The sequence below is a fragment of the Rhodococcus sp. IEGM 1330 genome, from assembly GCF_033142445.1.
In the GTDB taxonomy this organism is placed as follows: domain Bacteria; phylum Actinomycetota; class Actinomycetes; order Mycobacteriales; family Mycobacteriaceae; genus Rhodococcoides.
In genome coordinates, this window is the sequence record NZ_JAWLSB010000006.1 from 72606 (window position 1) to 90141 (window position 17536).

At 65.6% G+C, this 17536-nt stretch carries 18 protein-coding genes and 1 riboswitch; of the genes, 12 read left to right on the plus strand and 6 right to left on the minus strand.

Going from position 1 to position 17536, the window contains the following annotated elements:
* Positions 1–2: 2 nt before the first annotated feature.
* The 3 genes from R4P57_RS15500 to R4P57_RS15510 form a co-directional block, all read right to left on the minus strand.
* Positions 3–1268, minus strand: coding sequence for a cupin domain-containing protein (locus tag R4P57_RS15500; RefSeq protein WP_317803722.1), 1266 nt, complete (start codon positions 1266–1268; stop codon positions 3–5).
* Positions 1265–1522: a hypothetical protein gene (locus R4P57_RS15505; RefSeq protein ID WP_032398144.1), complete on the minus strand. Its 258-nt coding sequence runs from the start codon at positions 1520–1522 to the stop codon at positions 1265–1267. Before R4P57_RS15505 ends, R4P57_RS15500 begins: the two co-directional genes overlap by 4 nt.
* A 103-nt stretch (positions 1523–1625) precedes the next feature.
* Complete coding sequence (locus tag R4P57_RS15510) at positions 1626–1781, minus strand: hypothetical protein (RefSeq protein WP_317803723.1); 156 nt, start codon at positions 1779–1781, stop codon at positions 1626–1628.
* A gap of 44 nt (positions 1782–1825) precedes the next feature.
* Here R4P57_RS15510 and idi point away from each other — a divergent pair, with 44 nt between their 5' ends.
* From idi to gcvP, 12 genes are all read left to right on the plus strand, one after another.
* Positions 1826–2434, plus strand: a complete 609-nt coding sequence (gene idi / locus R4P57_RS15515) for an isopentenyl-diphosphate Delta-isomerase (protein ID WP_317803724.1) — start codon at positions 1826–1828, stop codon at positions 2432–2434.
* A gap of 26 nt (positions 2435–2460) precedes the next feature.
* A complete protein-coding gene (locus tag R4P57_RS15520) occupies positions 2461–3096 on the plus strand; it encodes an NUDIX hydrolase (protein WP_411742370.1) in 636 nt (211 codons plus the stop codon).
* Between the two features lie 61 nt (positions 3097–3157).
* The gene (locus R4P57_RS15525) at positions 3158–3760 is read left to right on the plus strand and encodes a CDP-alcohol phosphatidyltransferase family protein (protein WP_317803725.1); all 603 of its coding nucleotides are present in this window, start codon (positions 3158–3160) and stop codon (positions 3758–3760) included.
* An 80-nt stretch (positions 3761–3840) separates the two neighbouring features.
* Positions 3841–4641, plus strand: coding sequence for a DUF881 domain-containing protein (locus R4P57_RS15530; protein WP_317803726.1), 801 nt, complete (start codon positions 3841–3843; stop codon positions 4639–4641).
* Positions 4638–5066, plus strand: a complete 429-nt coding sequence (locus R4P57_RS15535; RefSeq protein WP_317803727.1) for a small basic family protein — start codon at positions 4638–4640, stop codon at positions 5064–5066. Before R4P57_RS15530 ends, R4P57_RS15535 begins: the two co-directional genes overlap by 4 nt.
* Before the next feature lie 3 nt (positions 5067–5069).
* Complete coding sequence (locus R4P57_RS15540) at positions 5070–5819, plus strand: DUF881 domain-containing protein (RefSeq protein WP_317803729.1); 750 nt, start codon at positions 5070–5072, stop codon at positions 5817–5819.
* A gap of 41 nt (positions 5820–5860) precedes the next feature.
* Complete coding sequence (gcvH, locus tag R4P57_RS15545) at positions 5861–6265, plus strand: glycine cleavage system protein GcvH (protein WP_094614226.1); 405 nt, start codon at positions 5861–5863, stop codon at positions 6263–6265.
* A 213-nt stretch (positions 6266–6478) separates the two neighbouring features.
* Complete coding sequence (locus R4P57_RS15550; protein ID WP_317803730.1) at positions 6479–6976, plus strand: FHA domain-containing protein; 498 nt, start codon at positions 6479–6481, stop codon at positions 6974–6976.
* Positions 6973–7710: a MerR family transcriptional regulator gene (locus R4P57_RS15555; protein WP_037189245.1), complete on the plus strand. Its 738-nt coding sequence runs from the start codon at positions 6973–6975 to the stop codon at positions 7708–7710. The genes R4P57_RS15550 and R4P57_RS15555 overlap by 4 nt, the downstream gene beginning before the upstream one ends.
* A 99-nt stretch (positions 7711–7809) precedes the next feature.
* Positions 7810–8283: a bifunctional nuclease family protein gene (locus R4P57_RS15560; protein WP_037189246.1), complete on the plus strand. Its 474-nt coding sequence runs from the start codon at positions 7810–7812 to the stop codon at positions 8281–8283.
* 397 nt (positions 8284–8680) lie between these two features.
* On the plus strand, positions 8681–9238 hold the full coding sequence (locus tag R4P57_RS15565) for a MerR family transcriptional regulator (RefSeq protein ID WP_052047548.1): 558 nt from the start codon (positions 8681–8683) through the stop codon (positions 9236–9238).
* Positions 9239–9249: 11 nt separating this feature from the next.
* Positions 9250–9347, plus strand: a riboswitch (glycine riboswitch).
* Between the two features lie 193 nt (positions 9348–9540).
* Positions 9541–12393, plus strand: a complete 2853-nt coding sequence (gene gcvP / locus R4P57_RS15570) for an aminomethyl-transferring glycine dehydrogenase (RefSeq protein ID WP_317803731.1) — start codon at positions 9541–9543, stop codon at positions 12391–12393.
* A gap of 60 nt (positions 12394–12453) precedes the next feature.
* Here gcvP and R4P57_RS15575 read toward each other — a convergent pair whose 3' ends face one another.
* The 3 genes from R4P57_RS15575 to R4P57_RS15585 form a co-directional block, all read right to left on the minus strand.
* Positions 12454–13593: a metallophosphoesterase gene (locus tag R4P57_RS15575; RefSeq protein ID WP_317803732.1), complete on the minus strand. Its 1140-nt coding sequence runs from the start codon at positions 13591–13593 to the stop codon at positions 12454–12456.
* Positions 13594–13596: 3 nt separating this feature from the next.
* Positions 13597–15255, minus strand: a complete 1659-nt coding sequence (locus tag R4P57_RS15580; RefSeq protein WP_317803733.1) for a substrate-binding and VWA domain-containing protein — start codon at positions 15253–15255, stop codon at positions 13597–13599.
* 67 nt (positions 15256–15322) lie between these two features.
* Positions 15323–17497 (minus strand): malate synthase G, encoded by a 2175-nt coding sequence (locus R4P57_RS15585; RefSeq protein WP_317803734.1) that lies wholly within the window; start codon positions 17495–17497, stop codon positions 15323–15325.
* Between the last annotated feature and the right edge of the window lie 39 nt (positions 17498–17536).

Sequence of the window (17536 nt, forward strand, 5' to 3'; positions counted from 1 at the left end):
GGCTATCCTTCGACGGCCGGAACGGCGATTCCCTCGCGAATCAGTCTGCGCGCAACCACCAATGCGTCGTCGGTGTCGAGTCCGGTCAGCGCGTCCAGGCGGCACGGTGCTCCCCGCAGCAGCAGGTCGAGAGCCTCCGCGCACTGGGGCGGCATCGTCACGGTCTTGGCGCGCACGACCACGGACACGGCATCGGCCGATCGCACGACGCGCGCGAACACACCGGGTCGAAGTCGGATCGAATCCTCGCCCCGCAACGCTCCCATCGCGGCGACGCTTGCCAGTGGGCGCACCGGTTCCGGTCGGACGAGGTCGTCGTGACGATCTGCGACGCGTTCGGCGAGTCGACGTACCGCGTCGGGGTCTCGGCCGATCTCGTCGAGCGCGGCGCGCATGGCGTCCACAACTCGGTGTACATGCGGGACGATGGACCCCGGGTCGGAGTGGTCGAGGCCGGCGGGGAGGGGAGCACGCAGACTCTCGACGCCGCCGAGCGACTCGAGCACGTGGTGGGCGAGGTCGTAGTCGTTGTACGACGCGACGCCGATGGTCAGGTGCACGGTGGTGTCGCCGAGTGCTTGCGCCGAGTGGATCCACCCGCGCGGCAGGTAGAGCACATCGCCTGGCTCGAGGACGACATCCAGTTCGGGGGTGCTGAGCGCTTGTGCTTCGACGGCCGACCGTCGGTCCGACCACGGTTGATTGTTGAGCGGATGCACGTGCACCGGCGAGTGAATGCTCCACCGCTTGGTCCCCGCGATCTGCACGACGAACACATCGTGTACGTCGTAGTGCGGTGAAAAGCCTTGCGACGCAGCCGGTGTGACATACGAGTTCACCTGGACGGGATGGCCGATCTCGCGTACGAGATCGCCGACGAAGTGAATGAGCGGCGGCCACAGCCGGTGGAGGCCCTGCAGAACCAGCGTGTTGCCGGCCGCGAAGGCTGCCAGCACCGCCGCGGAGTCGACCTGGTCCGTCACCTCGGCACCGAAACCACCCGACGCCGTGAACTGCGACTTGTCCAGCAGCTGACCATCTTTGGCCATCCGCACGAACGGAGTGCGTACTCCGCGTTCGGAGATCAGCTCGTCCACCGCGTCGAGCGTCATCAGATCGTCGAACGACCCCGACAGCTCGGCGGATCGGGTGAGCTTGGGTGCGATTCCCCAGAACTGGTCTGCGAACGTCCCGAAGTCGGTACCGGTGAGACGACGGAGCGCGGACCGATGATCCGATCCGCGCTCGCCGCTCGAGTCAGTGCTCAAGCGGTACCGTCCGCACCGCCGTCGTGTCCGTTGGGGTTGGATCCACCGTCGGCCGGGCCCTCGCCCGCTCCGGCGGGGCCGTCTGCTCCGCCGTCGTGGCCGTCGGGGTTGGATCCGCCGTCGGCGGGTCCTTCACCGGCTCCGGCGGGGCCGTCTGCTCCACCGTCATGGCCACCGGGGTTCGATCCGCCGTCGGCGGGTCCTTCGCCTGCGGCTCCGCCCGTGGTGGTGATGTCGTCGTCGTTGATGCTCATCGAAGTCCTTCCGGTCGTGGAGGTTCGTGTGCCCGCGCAGCGCGAGAACATCGGAGGTATTGACGCAAACTCTGTTTCTCAAACAGCGGTGGCGCCGTGAATCTCAGGCAGAGTCGTCGGCGATCTCGGGGGCGTTCTCCCGCGTCGCCATCCCGCCTCCGCCGCCGTCCACGGGTCCTGGTCGGCCGCCCTTCGGCGTGTCCGATGCCTTCTCGGACTCTGTCGGGTTCTCGTTGTCGGTGTTCGCGTCACGTCCCATGGTTCGACAGTAGACCGCCGCGCAGGCCGTGGGACCATGGAACGATGGATCGATCCCGAGCGCAGCACGTGGTGCTGCTGGACGACGAAGGCCGTGCCGTCGGTACGCATGACAAGACCACCGTCCACACGCTGGACACGCCACTTCACCTGGCATTTTCCAGCTACGTGGTGAGAGCGGACGGCGCTGTTCTTCTCACGCGCAGAGCGTCGAGCAAGACGACGTGGCCAGGGGTGCTGACCAATACATGTTGTGGCCACCCGGCTCCCGGTGAGAAGCTCGACGACGCCGTGCTGCGCCGAATCGGTGAAGAACTCGGCCTGCGCGCGGAATCCGCCGAGTTGGTACTGCCGCACTTCCGATACCGGGCCGTCATGGACAACGGAATCGTGGAGAACGAAATGTGTCCCGTGTACCGCGTGAGAGTCGACGAGCACGCGACACTCGATCCAGATCCGGCCGAGGTGGACGAGACTCGATGGGTGTCGTGGCGTGAGTTCTCCGCGGGGGTACTGGGCGGCACCATCGACGTATCACCCTGGTGTCGAACGCAGGTGGAGCAGTTGACGGCTCTGGCCGACGAGCCACTCGGCTGGCCGGCGTCGCCGGACGATCTGCTTCCTCCCGCCGCCCGTCTTGCCGATACCCGCTGATCTCGCCGTGCCTCTAGGGTCGTGTTGTGACTGTCGACGATTCCGGTAGGCCGAACGAGGACCTGCTCGATCGGGCTTCCGTCGCGCGCGAACTCGCCCGTTTCTCCCATCGCACCGCCGAAGCCGATGGTTTGCGCGCCGCCGCCGTCGCCGTTGCGATCGGTGGACCGCCGGGGGACAGGCGGATGCTTCTGACGAGGAGGCCGGATCGGTTGCGCGCGCATCCGGGGCAGTACGCGTTGCCCGGCGGCGGTGTGGACCCGGGCGAATCCAGGATGCAGGCCTGTCTGCGGGAATTGGCCGAGGAGTTGGGGATTCGAGCCGATGAGACCGACGTGCTCGGTAGGTTGGACGACTACGTCACTCGATCCGGGTATGTCATCACTCCGTTCGTGGTGTGGGTCGGCGACTACTCGTCCTCGTTGCTGCCCAGCGAGGACGAGGTGGCCGAAGTGTTCGAGGTGACGGTCGACGAACTCGACGTCGACGCCCAATTCGTGTCGATTCCCGAATCGACGCGTCCGGTCATTCGATGGCCGTACCGATCCGGGGCCATCCACGCTCCGACCGGCGCGATCGTCCACCAGTTTCGTGAAGTGGCACTGCATGGTCGACACACCCGAGTCGCGGACTTCGAGCAGCCGGTGTTCGCGTGGCGCTAACGTGGCCGCAGGCCCGGGTGGGCAGACCGCGACGAGTAGGACGACAAGGAGGTGATCGCCGATGACGAACAACCGTGAGCTCGAGGTATCGAATCGCATCGCGACCATTCCCAACCTGCTCAGCGCAATCCGGCTGTTGGGCGTTCCGCTGTTCCTCTACCTCATGCTGGGCCCCGAGGCCGACGGGTGGGCGCTGGTGATACTGCTCGTCAGCGGTGGAACCGATTGGCTCGACGGCAAACTGGCTCGCATGCTCGGTCAGGCATCGAAGCTGGGTGCCATTCTCGACCCGCTGGTCGATCGGCTCTACGTCGTCAGCACCCTGGTGGCGTTCGTTCTGCGCGGCATCATTCCCTGGTGGGTTGCAGCGATACTCATCGGGCGCGACGCCGTACTCGGATTGACGATGTTCGTCTACCGCCGCAGGTCCCTCCCGCCTCCGGACGTCATCTACCTCGGTAAGGCCGCCACGTTCGTGGTGATGATCGCGCTGCCGGTCCTGCTGGTCTCCGCAGGCAGCAACTCGGTGGCCGAGGCCGCAGGACCGCTCGGATACGCGTTGCTGATCTGGGGAACGGCGTTGTACACCTGGACCGGCTTGCTGTACCTCGGCAAAGCGATCGCTGTCGCCAGGGCAGTCGATCCGACTGTGGCCGGCACCTGACGGTGGAACGACCGGAACGACCGGAAAGACCAGGAACACAGGTCAGAAGGAATCCCGTCCCGTCGCTGCTGACGTCCTTGTTGACCGACCATCTGGACCCGGGATACGGCGCGGCGGCCGCCGAACGTACGGCGCAGCACACCCGCAAGCCGCGGGTACCTGCGGCGCTCTGGTTGTTGGGCGGTGCCGTCGTCGTCGGGGTGATCTTCGGTATCGCGTTCTCGCAACTGGCTTCCGGCGGCGCCGATGTGGACCGTGCGGGCTCCGATGCGTCGGCTGCTGTCCGCGCCGCGCAGGATCGCAGCGCCGAATTGGAAGCGACGCAACAGGCGCTGGCCGAGCAGGTGTCCTCGGAGCGCGACAGAGCCCTCCAGTCCGATGTCTCGGGCAGTGCGCTGCTGGACCGGTTGAGTGCTGTCGAATCCGCTGCGGGCATCGATTCGGTGTCCGGTCCTGGGCTCTCGGTCGTCGTCACCGAACCGGTGGCCGGGGACGACGCGTCGGATCGGTCGGTTCGCCGGGGTTCGGGCGCGGCCGTGCTCGATCGAGACATCGCTGCGATCGTCAACTCGTTGTGGGCGAGCGGTGGCGAGGCGGTGTCGGTGGACGGTATTCGCGTCGGACCGAACGTGACCATCCGGCAGGCAGGCGGGGCGATGCTGCTGGACAATCGCCCGATCGACTCGCCCTACGACATCGACGCGATCGGGCCGCCGCAGCGCATTCAGGTCCAGTTCGTCGTCAGCGACGCCTATCTGCGGATGAGCACGGTGGCGCAGTTGTACGGCGTGGGATTCACGGTGCGTCCGGCAACCGATCTCGAATTCGGTCCCGCCGCTGTGAGAGAGTCGTTCGAGGCAGAGGAGGCAGGCCCACGATGACGGAGCACGATCCACCGAGTGCCCTACCGGCCGAGTCCGACGTCCGGGCGCCGGCAGACGCGCCGATCACCCCCACCCACGGTGTCTACGCCCTCGCCGCGATCGCCGCACTGATCGTCGGGGTCGTCATCGGGACGGTCGCGGGTCCTCAGGTTCCCACCGTGGTTGCGCCCTATCTGCCGATCGCCGTCGTCGCGGCGATCGACGCGGTGTTCGGCGGTGTACGGGCTTTCCTCGACGGGATCTTCGACGCCAAGGTGTTCGTGATCTCGTTCGTCTTCAACGTTCTGGTCGCGGCCTTGATCGTGTGGCTCGGCGACCAGCTCGGGGTGGGAACTCAGCTGTCCACGGCAATCGTCGTCGTCCTCGGAATTCGTATCTTCGGCAACGCGGCCGCTCTACGCAGACGTCTGTTCGGTGCCTAGATCATGACGGCAGGCGGCGGTCGGCACGGATGGCGCGCGCGACGTCCCGACGCAGAGGGGCGAAGGCGCGGAACGGCATTCGGCGTTCTCGCGCTCGCGCTGCTGTGCGTCCTGGGAATCGGCCTGGCCACGCAGGTACGAGAGACGCGCACCGACGATGGCTTGGAGAACTCCAGGCCCGAGGACCTACTGGTCGTGCTGGACACCCTGACCCGTCGCGAGGCGTCGATCCGGGACGAGATCGGCACCCTGCAGGCCACTCTGGCGACGCTTCGCCAGTCCGGTTCGGGATCGGAGGCGGCAGTGGCGGAAGCGCAGGAACGATTGTCCGCGTTGTCGATTCAAGTCGGCACCGTCGCGGCCCAGGGGCCAGGCGTGACACTGGTGATCGAGGACCCGAACTCGGGCGTGGGATCCGAAGTGCTGCTCGACGCGATGCAGGAGTTGCGCGCCGCCGGTGCCGAAGCACTCCAGCTCGAGGGCGGCGGAAATGCCGCGCGCATCGGCGTCGATTCGTGGATCGCCGGTTCCGCGGGTCGGGTGGTGGTCGACGGGCGAGAACTGCGAGCCCCGTACACCTTCACTGCCATCGGAGACCCGCCGACGCTCGCGTCGGCCTTGAACATTCCCGGCGGGGTCGTGGACACGGTGACTCGCAACGGTGCTACGTCGAACATCGCGCAGTCGGACCAGGTCACGGTGTCCGCCTTGCGGGACCCGCGCCCGCGTCAATACGCTCAGCCCGGTAACTGACCGCCCGCTCGCCCCGGGCCACGATCGAAGGGAATGCCGCGTTGAGCGACATCGACACACCAGCTGATCTGTACTACACCCCCGAGCACGAGTGGGTGCAGCGCACGGGCCCTGCAACGGTGCGCATCGGTATCACCGATTTCGCGCAGGCGCAGTTGGGCGACGTGGTGTTCGTTCAGCTTCCCTCGATCGGCGACACGGTCACTGCGGGCGAGTCTCTCGGCGAGGTCGAATCCACCAAGAGTGTCTCCGACGTGTTCAGCCCTCTGACCGCGAAAGTGGTTGCCGTGAACCAGGATCTGGACGGAGAACCGGAGAAGGTGAACTCGGGTCCTTACACCGGAGGCTGGCTGATCGACCTCGAGGTTTCGACACCGGAGGAGTTGGACGCGGCACTGGCGCAGATGCTCGATGCCGCCGGATATGCTCTCATCACGGCCGAGTAGTCGGCCGGCTGTCGACACCAGCCAACAGGCCACACGGCCCCCACTGCGCAGGGTACGGTCGACACCGAGCGAATACCCTGTCGGGGCGAAGGTCCAGCAAGCTGTACGACGCTACGCAACACCGAACGCCAAGCAACACCCGATGTGAAGACCATGTACTGCGTTACCCGCGGCGTTCTCTGCCCCGGGTGAACGGACTGAGAAGGAGTAACGGTGAGCCAGAACGACAACGACAGCAACTACGGGGAGTCACCGGCAGAGACCACCTCGGTCTTCCGTGCAGATTTCCTGCAGGAGCTGGACATCTCCGCGGCCGCCCAGAGCACCGAAGCTCCGGTATCGGGTGTCGAGGGGTTGCCTGTCGGTGCCGCGCTGCTCGTCGTCAAGCGAGGACCCAACGCCGGATCACGGTTCCTGCTCGACCAGCCGACCACCTCGGCCGGTCGGCACCCCGACAGTGACATCTTCCTCGACGACGTCACCGTCAGCCGTCGGCACGCCGAGTTCCGGCAGGACGAGGACGACTTCCAGGTCGTCGACGTCGGCAGCCTCAACGGCACGTACGTCAACCGGGAGCCGGTCGACTCCGCTGTGCTGGCCAACGGAGACGAGGTCCAGATCGGCAAGTTCCGACTGGTGTTCCTCACCGGGCCTCGGGGCGGCAACGGATCTCAGGTCGGCGACGCGTCTGCGGGTGCAGGAAGCCAGTGACCGCCGTCGGGCAGCAGTCCAACGGGGGGATGTCGATTGGCTCCGTCCTCGATCGACTACGGCCCGACTTTCCTGATGTCACCATCTCGAAGATCAGATTCCTCGAAGCCGAGGGCCTGATCTCGCCGGAGCGGACACCGTCGGGGTACCGGCGGTTCTCCATCGCGGATTGCGAGCGGCTGCGGTTCGTGCTGACCGCGCAGCGCGATCAGTACCTGCCGCTCAAGGTGATCAAGGAGCAACTCGAAGCCATCGACCACGGGGTCGCCACTGTGGAACGGGCCGATGCGTCGGTCAAGCGTCCGCGGTCGCTCACGGTTGCCGCGGGCGAGGTGTCTCCCGAGGAGTTTCTGCCCGATCGTGAGGTTCGCATCGCCAAAGCGGACCTACTCGCGCAGGCGGGTATCGACGATGCGTTTCTGACCGAGCTGTTGCGAGCCGGTCTGATCACTCCCGGGCAGGCCGGTTTCTACGACGACGGAGCCGTGACGCTCGCCCGAACGGCACACGCGATGTTGCAGTTCGGTCTCGAAGTACGCCACCTCCGCGCCTTCAAGCTCGCGGCGGACCGCGAAGCCGGCCTCGTTGCGCAGATTGCTGGACCCGTCGCAAAGGGTCGAGATGCCGGTGCGCGCGATCGCGCAGAAGAAATGATTCGCGAGTTGGCTGCACTGTCCTTGACCTTGCACACCTGCCTGGTCAAAGCGGCGGTGCGCGGTGCACTCGATCGGTGACGCTCGCTCGCGTCGTTTCGAATTCCAATAGACTCGGCAGCGACGAGCTGAGCCAGTCTTCAGTGCAGCCCGGATTTCTCGAGGTGAGAGGCAGACACGATGAGTGAGATGCGTGTGGTCGGTATTCGTGTCGAACAGCCGCAGAACCAGCCCGTGCTGCTGTTGCGCGAGGCCGACGGCGACCGGTACCTCCCGATCTGGATCGGTCAAACCGAGGCTGCTGCAATTGCTTTGGAGCAGCAGGGCGTGCAACCCGCACGGCCACTCACCCACGATCTCGTCAAGAATCTGATTTCGGCACTGGGGCACCAGCTCAAAGAGGTGCGCATCGTCGATCTGCAGGAGGGCACCTTCTACGCCGATCTCGTGTTCGACAAGGACATCAGAGTCTCCGCTCGGCCGTCGGATTCCGTTGCCATCGCACTTCGGGCCGGGGTGCCGATCTTCGCCGAGGAGCCCGTGCTCGCCGAAGCCGGGCTGATCATGCCCGATGAGCGCGAGGACGAGGTCGAGAAGTTCAAGGAGTTCCTCGAATCGGTGTCTCCGGACGACTTCAAAGCCACCGACGGGTAACAGAAGAGTCTCAACCTCAACTTTAGGTTCAGGTTTACGGCGCGTTGCGTTGAATCTGCACGATCGTCCCCATAACGTTCGTGCCAGTGAAGTTCATCGCCGCTGCTGGTCCGATCCGGTGCAGTTCACGCCTCGTCGATAGCTGCCGAGGCGTACTCTGGCCTGGTACACGGTATGACTTCACGCGAGTACACCGAGACATTTTCAGTGTCCCGGACGGATCGCAGTACTGACTCGATCCGAACGCAGTGAGACATCCGAGAGGGAGCAGTCAGTGGGAGATCAGCCGCAGCAGCATCACGGCCGTCGAGAGTCCGAAGCCGCAGGCCGGACCGAGGACACGCCCGTCGGTGCCGATGCTCGGGTCGACACCCCCGACCAGGCGTCGAGCGCCCGAATCGAAGCGCCCCAGGACATTCAACCGGGATTGTTCCCCGACGACTCCGTGCCCGACGAACTTGTGGGCTACCGCGTGCCGAGTGCGTGCCAGATCGCCGGCATCACCTACCGCCAGCTCGATTACTGGGCCCGCACCGGGCTCGTCGTTCCGTCCATCCGCGGCGCAGCGGGGTCGGGAAGCCAGCGGCTGTATTCGTTCAAGGACATGCTCGTCCTCAAGATCGTCAAGCGGCTGCTCGATACCGGTATCTCGCTGCAGAACATCCGCGTCGCCGTCGATCACCTACGCCAGCGCGGCGTGGGCGATCTAGCCAACATCACGCTGTTCTCCGATGGCACCACCGTCTACGAGTGCACGTCGGCAGAAGAAGTGGTCGACCTGCTCCAAGGCGGGCAGGGCGTGTTCGGCATTGCTGTGAACGGCGCGATGCGCGAGCTCACCGGCACCATCGCCGACTTCCCGGCAGAACGAGCCGACGGTGGTGAAAGCCAGCCGAGCCCCGAGGACGAGCTGGCCTCACGCCGCAAGAATCGCGCGAGCCGCAAGACCGGCTAGACTTTCCTCGTCGCGCCCGCGCGGGAGAGTTCCGAGGCATCCAGTCTCGGACGCCGAAGGAGCAACACCTCCCCGTCAATCTCTCAGGCACACGGACCGTGTGGGCTTCGACAACTCTGGAAAGTGGTGGGAGCACCCACCCGCCCAAGGGGAAAGGTGCCGGCGCGCTTCACTGGCGCGCCGTGTCCGACCGAATCTCTCAGGCGCACGCGTCAGCGGGCACACGACAGAGGGGGAGGAGCGGCCGGAGCGTATGCCTCGGTCGTCCGACGCCTCGTCTTTCCGGCACCTGGGAGCACATCGTGACCGACCGAACCGCCTCGTCCGCACACACTTTCGTCGACCGTCACATCGGCCCCGACGCCACCGAGTTGGTCCGCATCCTCGACACGATCGGCGTCGACAGTCTCGACGAGCTGGCTCGCAAAGCCGTTCCGTCCTCCATCCTCGACACCGTGGTCGACGGTGTTCCCGACGGCTTGGCGACGCTGCCGCCTGCCCTGAGCGAGCACGAGGTGCTCGCCGCACTGGCCGATCTCGCCGGGCAGAACACCGTGGCGACATCGATGATCGGCCTCGGGTACTACGACACGTTGACCCCGCCGGTGCTGACCCGGGGAATTCTGGAGAACCCGGCCTGGTACACCGCATACACGCCGTATCAGCCCGAAATCAGCCAGGGGCGACTCGAAGCGTTGCTGAACTTCCAGACCATGGTCGCCGACCTCACCGGCATGGACGTGGCCAATGCGTCGATGCTCGACGAGTCGACGGCGGCCGCCGAATCCATGACCTTGATGCGGCGCGCGAACAGGGCATCGAAGTCGCCTCGGCTACTGGTCGACTCCGACATCTTCCCGCAGACCGAGGCCGTATTGGCCACTCGCGCCGAGCCGTTGGGGATCGAGCTGGTCTACGCCGATCTGACCGACGGCCTGCCCGACGGCGAATTCTTCGGTGTGCTGGCGCAGCTGCCGGGAGCGTCGGGCCGTCTGGTCGACCACACGGCGATCGTCGAGGCCGCGCACGAGCGTGGCGCGCTGGTTGCCGTGGGAGTGGACCTGCTCGCTGCCACCGTGGTGACTCCGCCCGGTGAGATCGGCGCGGACGTCTGCTTCGGAACCACCCAGCGGTTCGGTGTTCCGATGGGATACGGCGGACCGCACGCCGGCTACCTCGCAGTGCGGTCCGGTCATTCCCGTCAGCTACCCGGCCGACTGGTGGGGGTCTCGCTCGATGCGGACGGCCACCGCGCCTACCGACTTGCGCTGCAGACCCGCGAGCAGCACATCCGCCGCGAGAAGGCGACCTCCAACATCTGTACCGCTCAGGTCCTGCTGGCTATCGTCGCCGCGATGTACGCCAGCTACCACGGCGCAGACGGATTGCGGGCGATAGCAACTCGGGTGAATGCGCATGCTCGACGCGTTGCGGCAGGTCTGCAGGAGGCAGGCATCGACGTGGTGCACACGGAATTCTTCGACACCGTCCTGGCGGCGATCCCGGGTAAGGCTCAGGCCGTCGTCGACCATGCCAAGCAGCGCGGCATCAATCTGCGGTTGGTCGACGCCGACCACGTGGCCGTCGCGTGCGACGAGGCGTCGACGCCCGAGCACATCGCGAACGCGCTCGCCGCGTTCGGTGCAGAAGCCGCCGGTTCCGGGCCCGAGTCGTTGCCGGCGAACATGACTCGCACCTCGGAGTACCTCACGCACCCGGCATTCACCCGGTACCGCACCGAGACGGCCATGCTGCGCTACCTACGCGCGTTGTCCGACAAGGACATTGCGCTCGATCGCAGCATGATTCCGCTGGGTTCGTGCACGATGAAGCTGAACGCAACCGCGGAGATGGAGTCCATCACCTGGCCGCAGTTCGCCCGTCAGCACCCCTTCGCTCCGTCTTCGGACGTGCCCGGTCTGCTACGGGTGATCGCCGACCTGGAACAGTGGCTGGTGGACATCACCGGCTACGACGCGGTCAGCCTGCAGCCGAACGCGGGAAGCCAAGGCGAGTACGCAGGGCTGCTCGCCATTCGTCGCTACCACCTCGGCAACGGCGATGTCGAACGCACCGTGTGCCTGATCCCGTCGAGCGCCCACGGCACCAACGCAGCCTCGGCGGTGATGGTGGGCATGCGCGTGGTTGTCGTGGCCTGCCGTCCCAACGGTGACGTCGACGTCGACGACCTGCGCGCCAAGATCGCCGAGCACGCCGACACCCTCGCCGCGATCATGATCACCTATCCCTCGACTCACGGCGTGTACGAGCACGAGATCTCCGAGATCTGTGCAGCGGTCCACGACGCAGGCGGTCAGGTGTACGTAGACGGTGCCAACCTCAACGCTCTCGTCGGTCTGGCACGCCCCGGTCGATTCGGCGGCGACGTCAGCCACCTGAACCTGCACAAGACATTCTGCATCCCACACGGAGGCGGCGGGCCCGGTGTCGGACCCATCGGTGTGCGGTCGCACCTGCAGCCCTATCTGCCGGGTCACCCACTGGCCCCGCAACTCGGTTCGGGACCGACGGTGTCCGGTGCCCCCTACGGCAGTGCCTCGATCCTGACGATCACGTGGGCCTACATCGCGATGATGGGTGCGACCGGACTCCGGCAGGCGACGTTGACTGCGATCGCGTCGGCCAACTACATCGCCCGCCGCCTCGACGAGTACTTCCCGGTTCTGTACACCGGCGACAACGGCATGGTTGCCCACGAGTGCATTCTCGATCTGCGAGGCCTGACCAAGGACACCGGAGTCACCGTCGACGACGTTGCGAAAAGGTTGGCGGACTACGGCTTCCACGCGCCCACGATGAGCTTCCCGGTGCCCGGAACTCTGATGGTCGAGCCGACCGAGAGCGAGAACCTCGAGGAGATCGACGCGTTCTGCGATGCGATGATCGCCATCAGGGGAGAGATCGATCGCGTCGGATCGGGCGAATGGACGGCCGAGGACAACCCACTTCGAGGCGCACCGCACACCGCTCGGAGTCTGGTTGCCGAGTGGGGTCACCCGTATTCACGGGAACTCGCTGCCTACCCGGCGGGCTACGACCGTCCGAAGGTATGGCCCGCGGTGCGACGCATCGACGGTGCCCACGGTGACCGCAATCTGGTGTGCTCGTGCCCACCGATCGAGGCGTTCGCCTGAGCCGAAAACAGAGCCCGTCACGTCGCCGTGGCGGGCTCTGTTCTATCCGCTCGCGAGTGTTCAGCCCCGGGTGAGTTCGAGCATCGCGATCTCGGGCGGAGCAGCGACGCGGACCGGAGGACCCCACGCTCCCGCACCCCTGGTGGTGTACAACGTGGTGTTGTCGATCGTGTCCAGGCCCTCGACACTCGGCTGCTGTAGCGGCACCAGGTACCGGATCGGCCATATCTGACCCCCGTGTGTATGCCCGGAGACCTGCATGTCGACTCCGAAGTCCGATGCCTCCACCGCCTGCAACGGCTGGTGGGCCATCAGAAACACGAAGCGGTCGGGATCTATCCCCTCCAATGCCGCACCGAGATCTGGTTCGTACGGCGCAGGGGCAGTGGCGTCGTTGATGCCGGCGAGATCGATCGCCGCGTCGCCGCGAGTGAGGGTTGTGCGTTCGTTGCGGAGCACGTCGATGCCGAGCGTCGACCAGAAGTCGAGCCATTCACCGCCGTCTCCCGCGTAGAACTCGTGATTGCCGCTGACCGCGAACACACCCAACGGGGCATCGAGGTCGCGCAGGGGTTCGAGATCGGGCCCGACCAGCTCGACTGTGCCGTCGATGAGATCGCCGTCGAGCAGAACGAGATCCGGTTTCTGGGCGTTGACCGAATCGACGACCTTGCGCACGAAGTCCGCACCGCGGGAGGGCCCGGCATGGATGTCGGACACCAATGCCACTCGCACGCCGTCGAATTCGGCCGGTAGCCTCTCGAGCGCAACGTCGGTGTTCGTCACGCGCGGGGTCGCGGCCTCGACGAGTCCATACCCCACTGCGACGACGCTGACGACCGCAACCATCGCGGAGCCGACTCTCGACATACGCAACCGCACACCGGCCGAATCGCGGCGCATCACCGCGAACGCCACGCGGACGACGGTGCAGACCAGCCCGACGAGCACCGTTCCCAAGAACAGGTACAACACCACGGCGAGCCACGTGAGGCCGACAAAGGCCGGACCGCGGGCCCAGGACGGGTCGAACACCACGCCGCTGCCGAAGCCGATCACCGCGCACAACCACAGCAGTGCCAGCACAGCATCGACAGCCCGTTTGGGACGTGTCGGCATCCTGGTGACGGAGAGAAATCGCCAGTGCAGGAACAGGGTGACGAGGAGCAAGAAGACGCCGACAAAAAGTACACGAGACATGTTCTAGTACAGCAACTTTCCGAGTAGATCGATGAGGTCTGGTGAATCCGATGTCGACACTGTTTCCGCAGTGCCGCCGGTCCGGGCGGTGATGTCGTTGAAGGAGGAGACATCGGGGTTGTCACCGATCATCACCACGTTCACTGCGACCGGACGCGCCGGATCGGCCGCGGCGGTCAGGTCGGTGAGCAACTCCTCCGTGGACAAGGACGAGTCGTCTGGGCCGTCGGTGATCAGCACGACGGAATTGATGCGGCCGGGAACGTATCCGGCCACTGCGTCGAGATACGCGACCAATAAGGACGCGTACGTGAACGACCCGGTTGCCGGCGTCAACGCCGCCGCGGTGGTGGTCAGTGCTGCGCGTCTGGGAGTAGTTCCGACCGGAACCGTCATCGGACCGGTCGGAACATCTACTCGGAAAGGCAGCGAGTCGTCCAGATCCTCGCTGAAGCTCCACAGGCCCAGCTCGGTGGAGTCGGGCACTCGCTGGAACTGTTCGTCGAGAGCGCGGACCGTGTTCTGCAGCCTCGTCGCACTGCCTTCGGTCGTGCCCATCGACTCGGAGAGGTCGAGCAGTACTGTGGCTCGGCGCGGCAGGACCGGATTTCGCAGCACGGCGAGCAGTGCGTCGGCAACTGGTCCGGAAGGAGCAGCGACGGCTTCCGCGTCCGGTGTCTCGCCGACGCCGAAGCCCGCATCCGCGAGCAACTGCGCACCATTCGGCTGCCGGACGAAATCGACGAACGCGGCGGCAGCCCGAGTCGATGTCTCGTCGCCGGAGAGTACAGCCGCGGGATGATCGGCAACGGGAGTAGGGCCCTGAGGTTCGACGGCGGTCAGCGTCGACGAATCGGTCGATGCCAGTTGTTGTTCGGTGACCGGAACCGCGTGGACCGGAGCGTCGGGGCCGGGCGCGTTCTCGAGGGCCGCGAGTGCGTCGTAGGTGGTGGACGCAGATGTTGCAGAGGCTGCGGTGTCGGTGACGGCCAGCTCCGACACAGCCGAGATCAGTTCTCTCGACGAGACCTGCTCGACGGTCAGTGCAGTGGTCGGATCACCGCGTACCCCGGCAGCGATGGCGGCGACCGCGAGTGTGGTTGCGCCGGCATCGGATCCGGTCGGTAGTGCGAGACGGAGTGCGCCCCACTCGCCGAGGCCGAATGCCTGTGGGTCGCGTTGCAGGCGGACCAGGTCGGCCCAGGTCGCGGAAGTCAGAGCGTCGGCCACGGCAGACGGCACCGCGAGTACGACCGGACTCGTCGCGAGTGGCCGCGGGGTGCCGTCGACGGCACCGAGGTCGGTCACGGCCTCGACGTCGCCCGACGATTGAGGTATCCACAGGCCCGGCCGAGCGCCGAGTGCTCCGACGTCCCAGTTGTCGATTCCGGCGTTCAAGGCCATCCGCACGGCATCGGAGGCTGTAGCTCGAACCTGAACCGTCACACAGTGGTCCCGTACCACCGGTGCGGTGTCGTTGAACCGAGCAGCCAGTTGTTCCACAGGCCCGGAGATGTCGGGATCGGCGGCGACAGTGAGCACCGCCGATCCCTCCACACACGTGTCGGCAGCTTCGACTCCTTGATCGAAGATTCGATCCCGCAGTTGAAACCATCCGAACACGGCCGCAACCAGCACCGCGATCGCTATCACGACGATCACGGGTCCGGCGGCTATCGAACGCCCGCGCCCTGTGTTCCGATGTTCACCCACGTGATCGACAAGTCCGTCAGGCGTTGACGGCCTTGTACTCCCGTCGGCGACGATGCAGGATCGGCTCGGTGTAGCCGTTGGGCTGGCTGGTGCCTTGGAAGATCAGGTCACTGGCAGCCTGGAAGGCGATGTTGGTGTCGAAGTCGGGAGCCAACGGCTTGTACGTCGGATCGGATTCGTTCTGACGGTCCACCACCGGTGCCATCCGCTTCAGCGACTCGCGCACCTGGGCTTCGGTGACGATGCCGTGACGCAGCCAGTTCGCGATGAACTGACTCGAAATGCGCAGCGTCGCACGGTCTTCCATGAGTGCGATGTCGTTGATGTCGGGAACCTTCGAGCAGCCGACGCCATGGTCGATCCACCGCACCACGTAGCCCAGGATCGACTGCGAGTTGTTGTCGAGTTCGTTCTGCTTCTCCTCGTCGGTCCAGTCCGTGGACGGCGCGAGAGGAATTTCGAGAATGTCGTCGACGGTGGCGCGCTTGGCCTGTGCGATCTCGTGCTGACGGGCGAAGACATCGACCTTGTGATAGTGCAGGGCGTGCAAGGTCGCAGCGGTGGGCGAGGGAACCCACGCGGTGTTGGCGCCGTCCTTGGGATGCCCGATCTTCTGCTCGAGCATGTCGTGCATCAGGTCGGGCATGGCCCACATACCCTTACCGATCTGCGCCTTTCCTTCGAGTCCTGCGGCGAGACCGGTGTCGACGTTGAAGTCTTCGTATGCGGCAATCCACTTCTCGCCCTTCATCGCGCCCTTGCGCACGACGGGACCTGCCTCCATCGAGGTGTGGATCTCGTCGCCGGTGCGGTCGAGGAAGCCGGTGTTGATGAACACGACCCGCTCGGACGCGGCCTGGATGCACGCCTTGAGGTTGACCGTCGTGCGGCGTTCCTCGTCCATGATGCCGACCTTGAGCGTGTTGGCCGGCAGTGAGAGGACCTGCTCGACACGGCCGAACAGCTCCGCGGTGAACGCGACCTCGTCCGGTCCGTGCATCTTGGGCTTGACGATGTACAGCGAACCGGTGCGTGAGTTGGACAGTACGTTGTCCGAGGTCAGCGAGTGCATACCGGCGAGCGAGGTGAACAGAGCATCGAGAATTCCCTCGGGCACCTCGTTGCCGTCGGCATCGAGGATCGCATCCGACGTCATCAGGTGACCGACGTTACGGACGAACAGCAGCGAGCGACCGTGCAGCGTCAATTCCGAACCGTCGACCGAGGTGTACGTGCGGTCCTTGTTCATCGCACGAGTGAAGCTCTTGCCGCCCTTGGAGACTTCCTCGGTCAGATCGCCCTTCATCAGACCGAGCCAGTTGCGGTACCCCAGAACCTTGTCGTCCGCATCGACTGCAGCGACGGAGTCCTCGAAGTCCATGATGGTGGTGACAGCCGACTCGAGCAGGACGTCCTTGACGCCTGCGCCGTCGGTCTTGCCGATCGGGCTCTCGGGGTCGATCTGGATTTCGAAGTGCAAGCCGTTGTGCACGAACAGGATTGCCGTCGGCGCGTCCGGGGTGCCCTGGTAGCCGAGCAGCTGTGCGGGATCCTTCAGCCCGACCGTGCTTCCATCGGCGAGGGTCACCGTCAGCGATGCTGCGTCGACGACGTAGCCGGTGGTACCGACGTGCGAGCCGGAGCTCAGGGGCAGAGCCTCGTCCAGGAAGTCTCGCGCGAAGGCGATGACCTTGTCGCCGCGGACCCTGTTGTAGCTGGTGCCTTTTTCGGCGCCGTCGGTCTCGGGAATTGCATCGGTTCCGTAGAGAGCGTCGTACAGCGAGCCCCACCGTGCGTTGGAGGCGTTTATCGCGAACCGGGCGTTGAGCACCGGCACCACGAGCTGCGGGCCGGCGGTGGTGGTGATCTCGGTGTCGACACCGGATGTGCTGATCTGGAAGTCGGCCGGCTCGTCGAGCAGGTAGCCGATCTCCTTCAGGAATGCCTTGTAGGCGGCGCGATCGTAGTTCGGGCCTGCGTGCTCGCCGTGCCAGGCGTCGACCTTGCCCTGGATCTCGTCGCGGACAGCCAGCAGTGACTTGTTCTTGGGAGCGAGATCGGCGATCACCGACGCGGCACCGGCCCAGAAGGCATCCGAATCTACGTCGGTACCCGGCAGCGCCTCCTTCTCGACGAAATCGAATAGGACCTTGGCGACCTGAAGTCCACCAGCCTGCACACGATCGGTCATGAATTCCTCACTCTTTCCGGTCACGGACACCGGTGACGG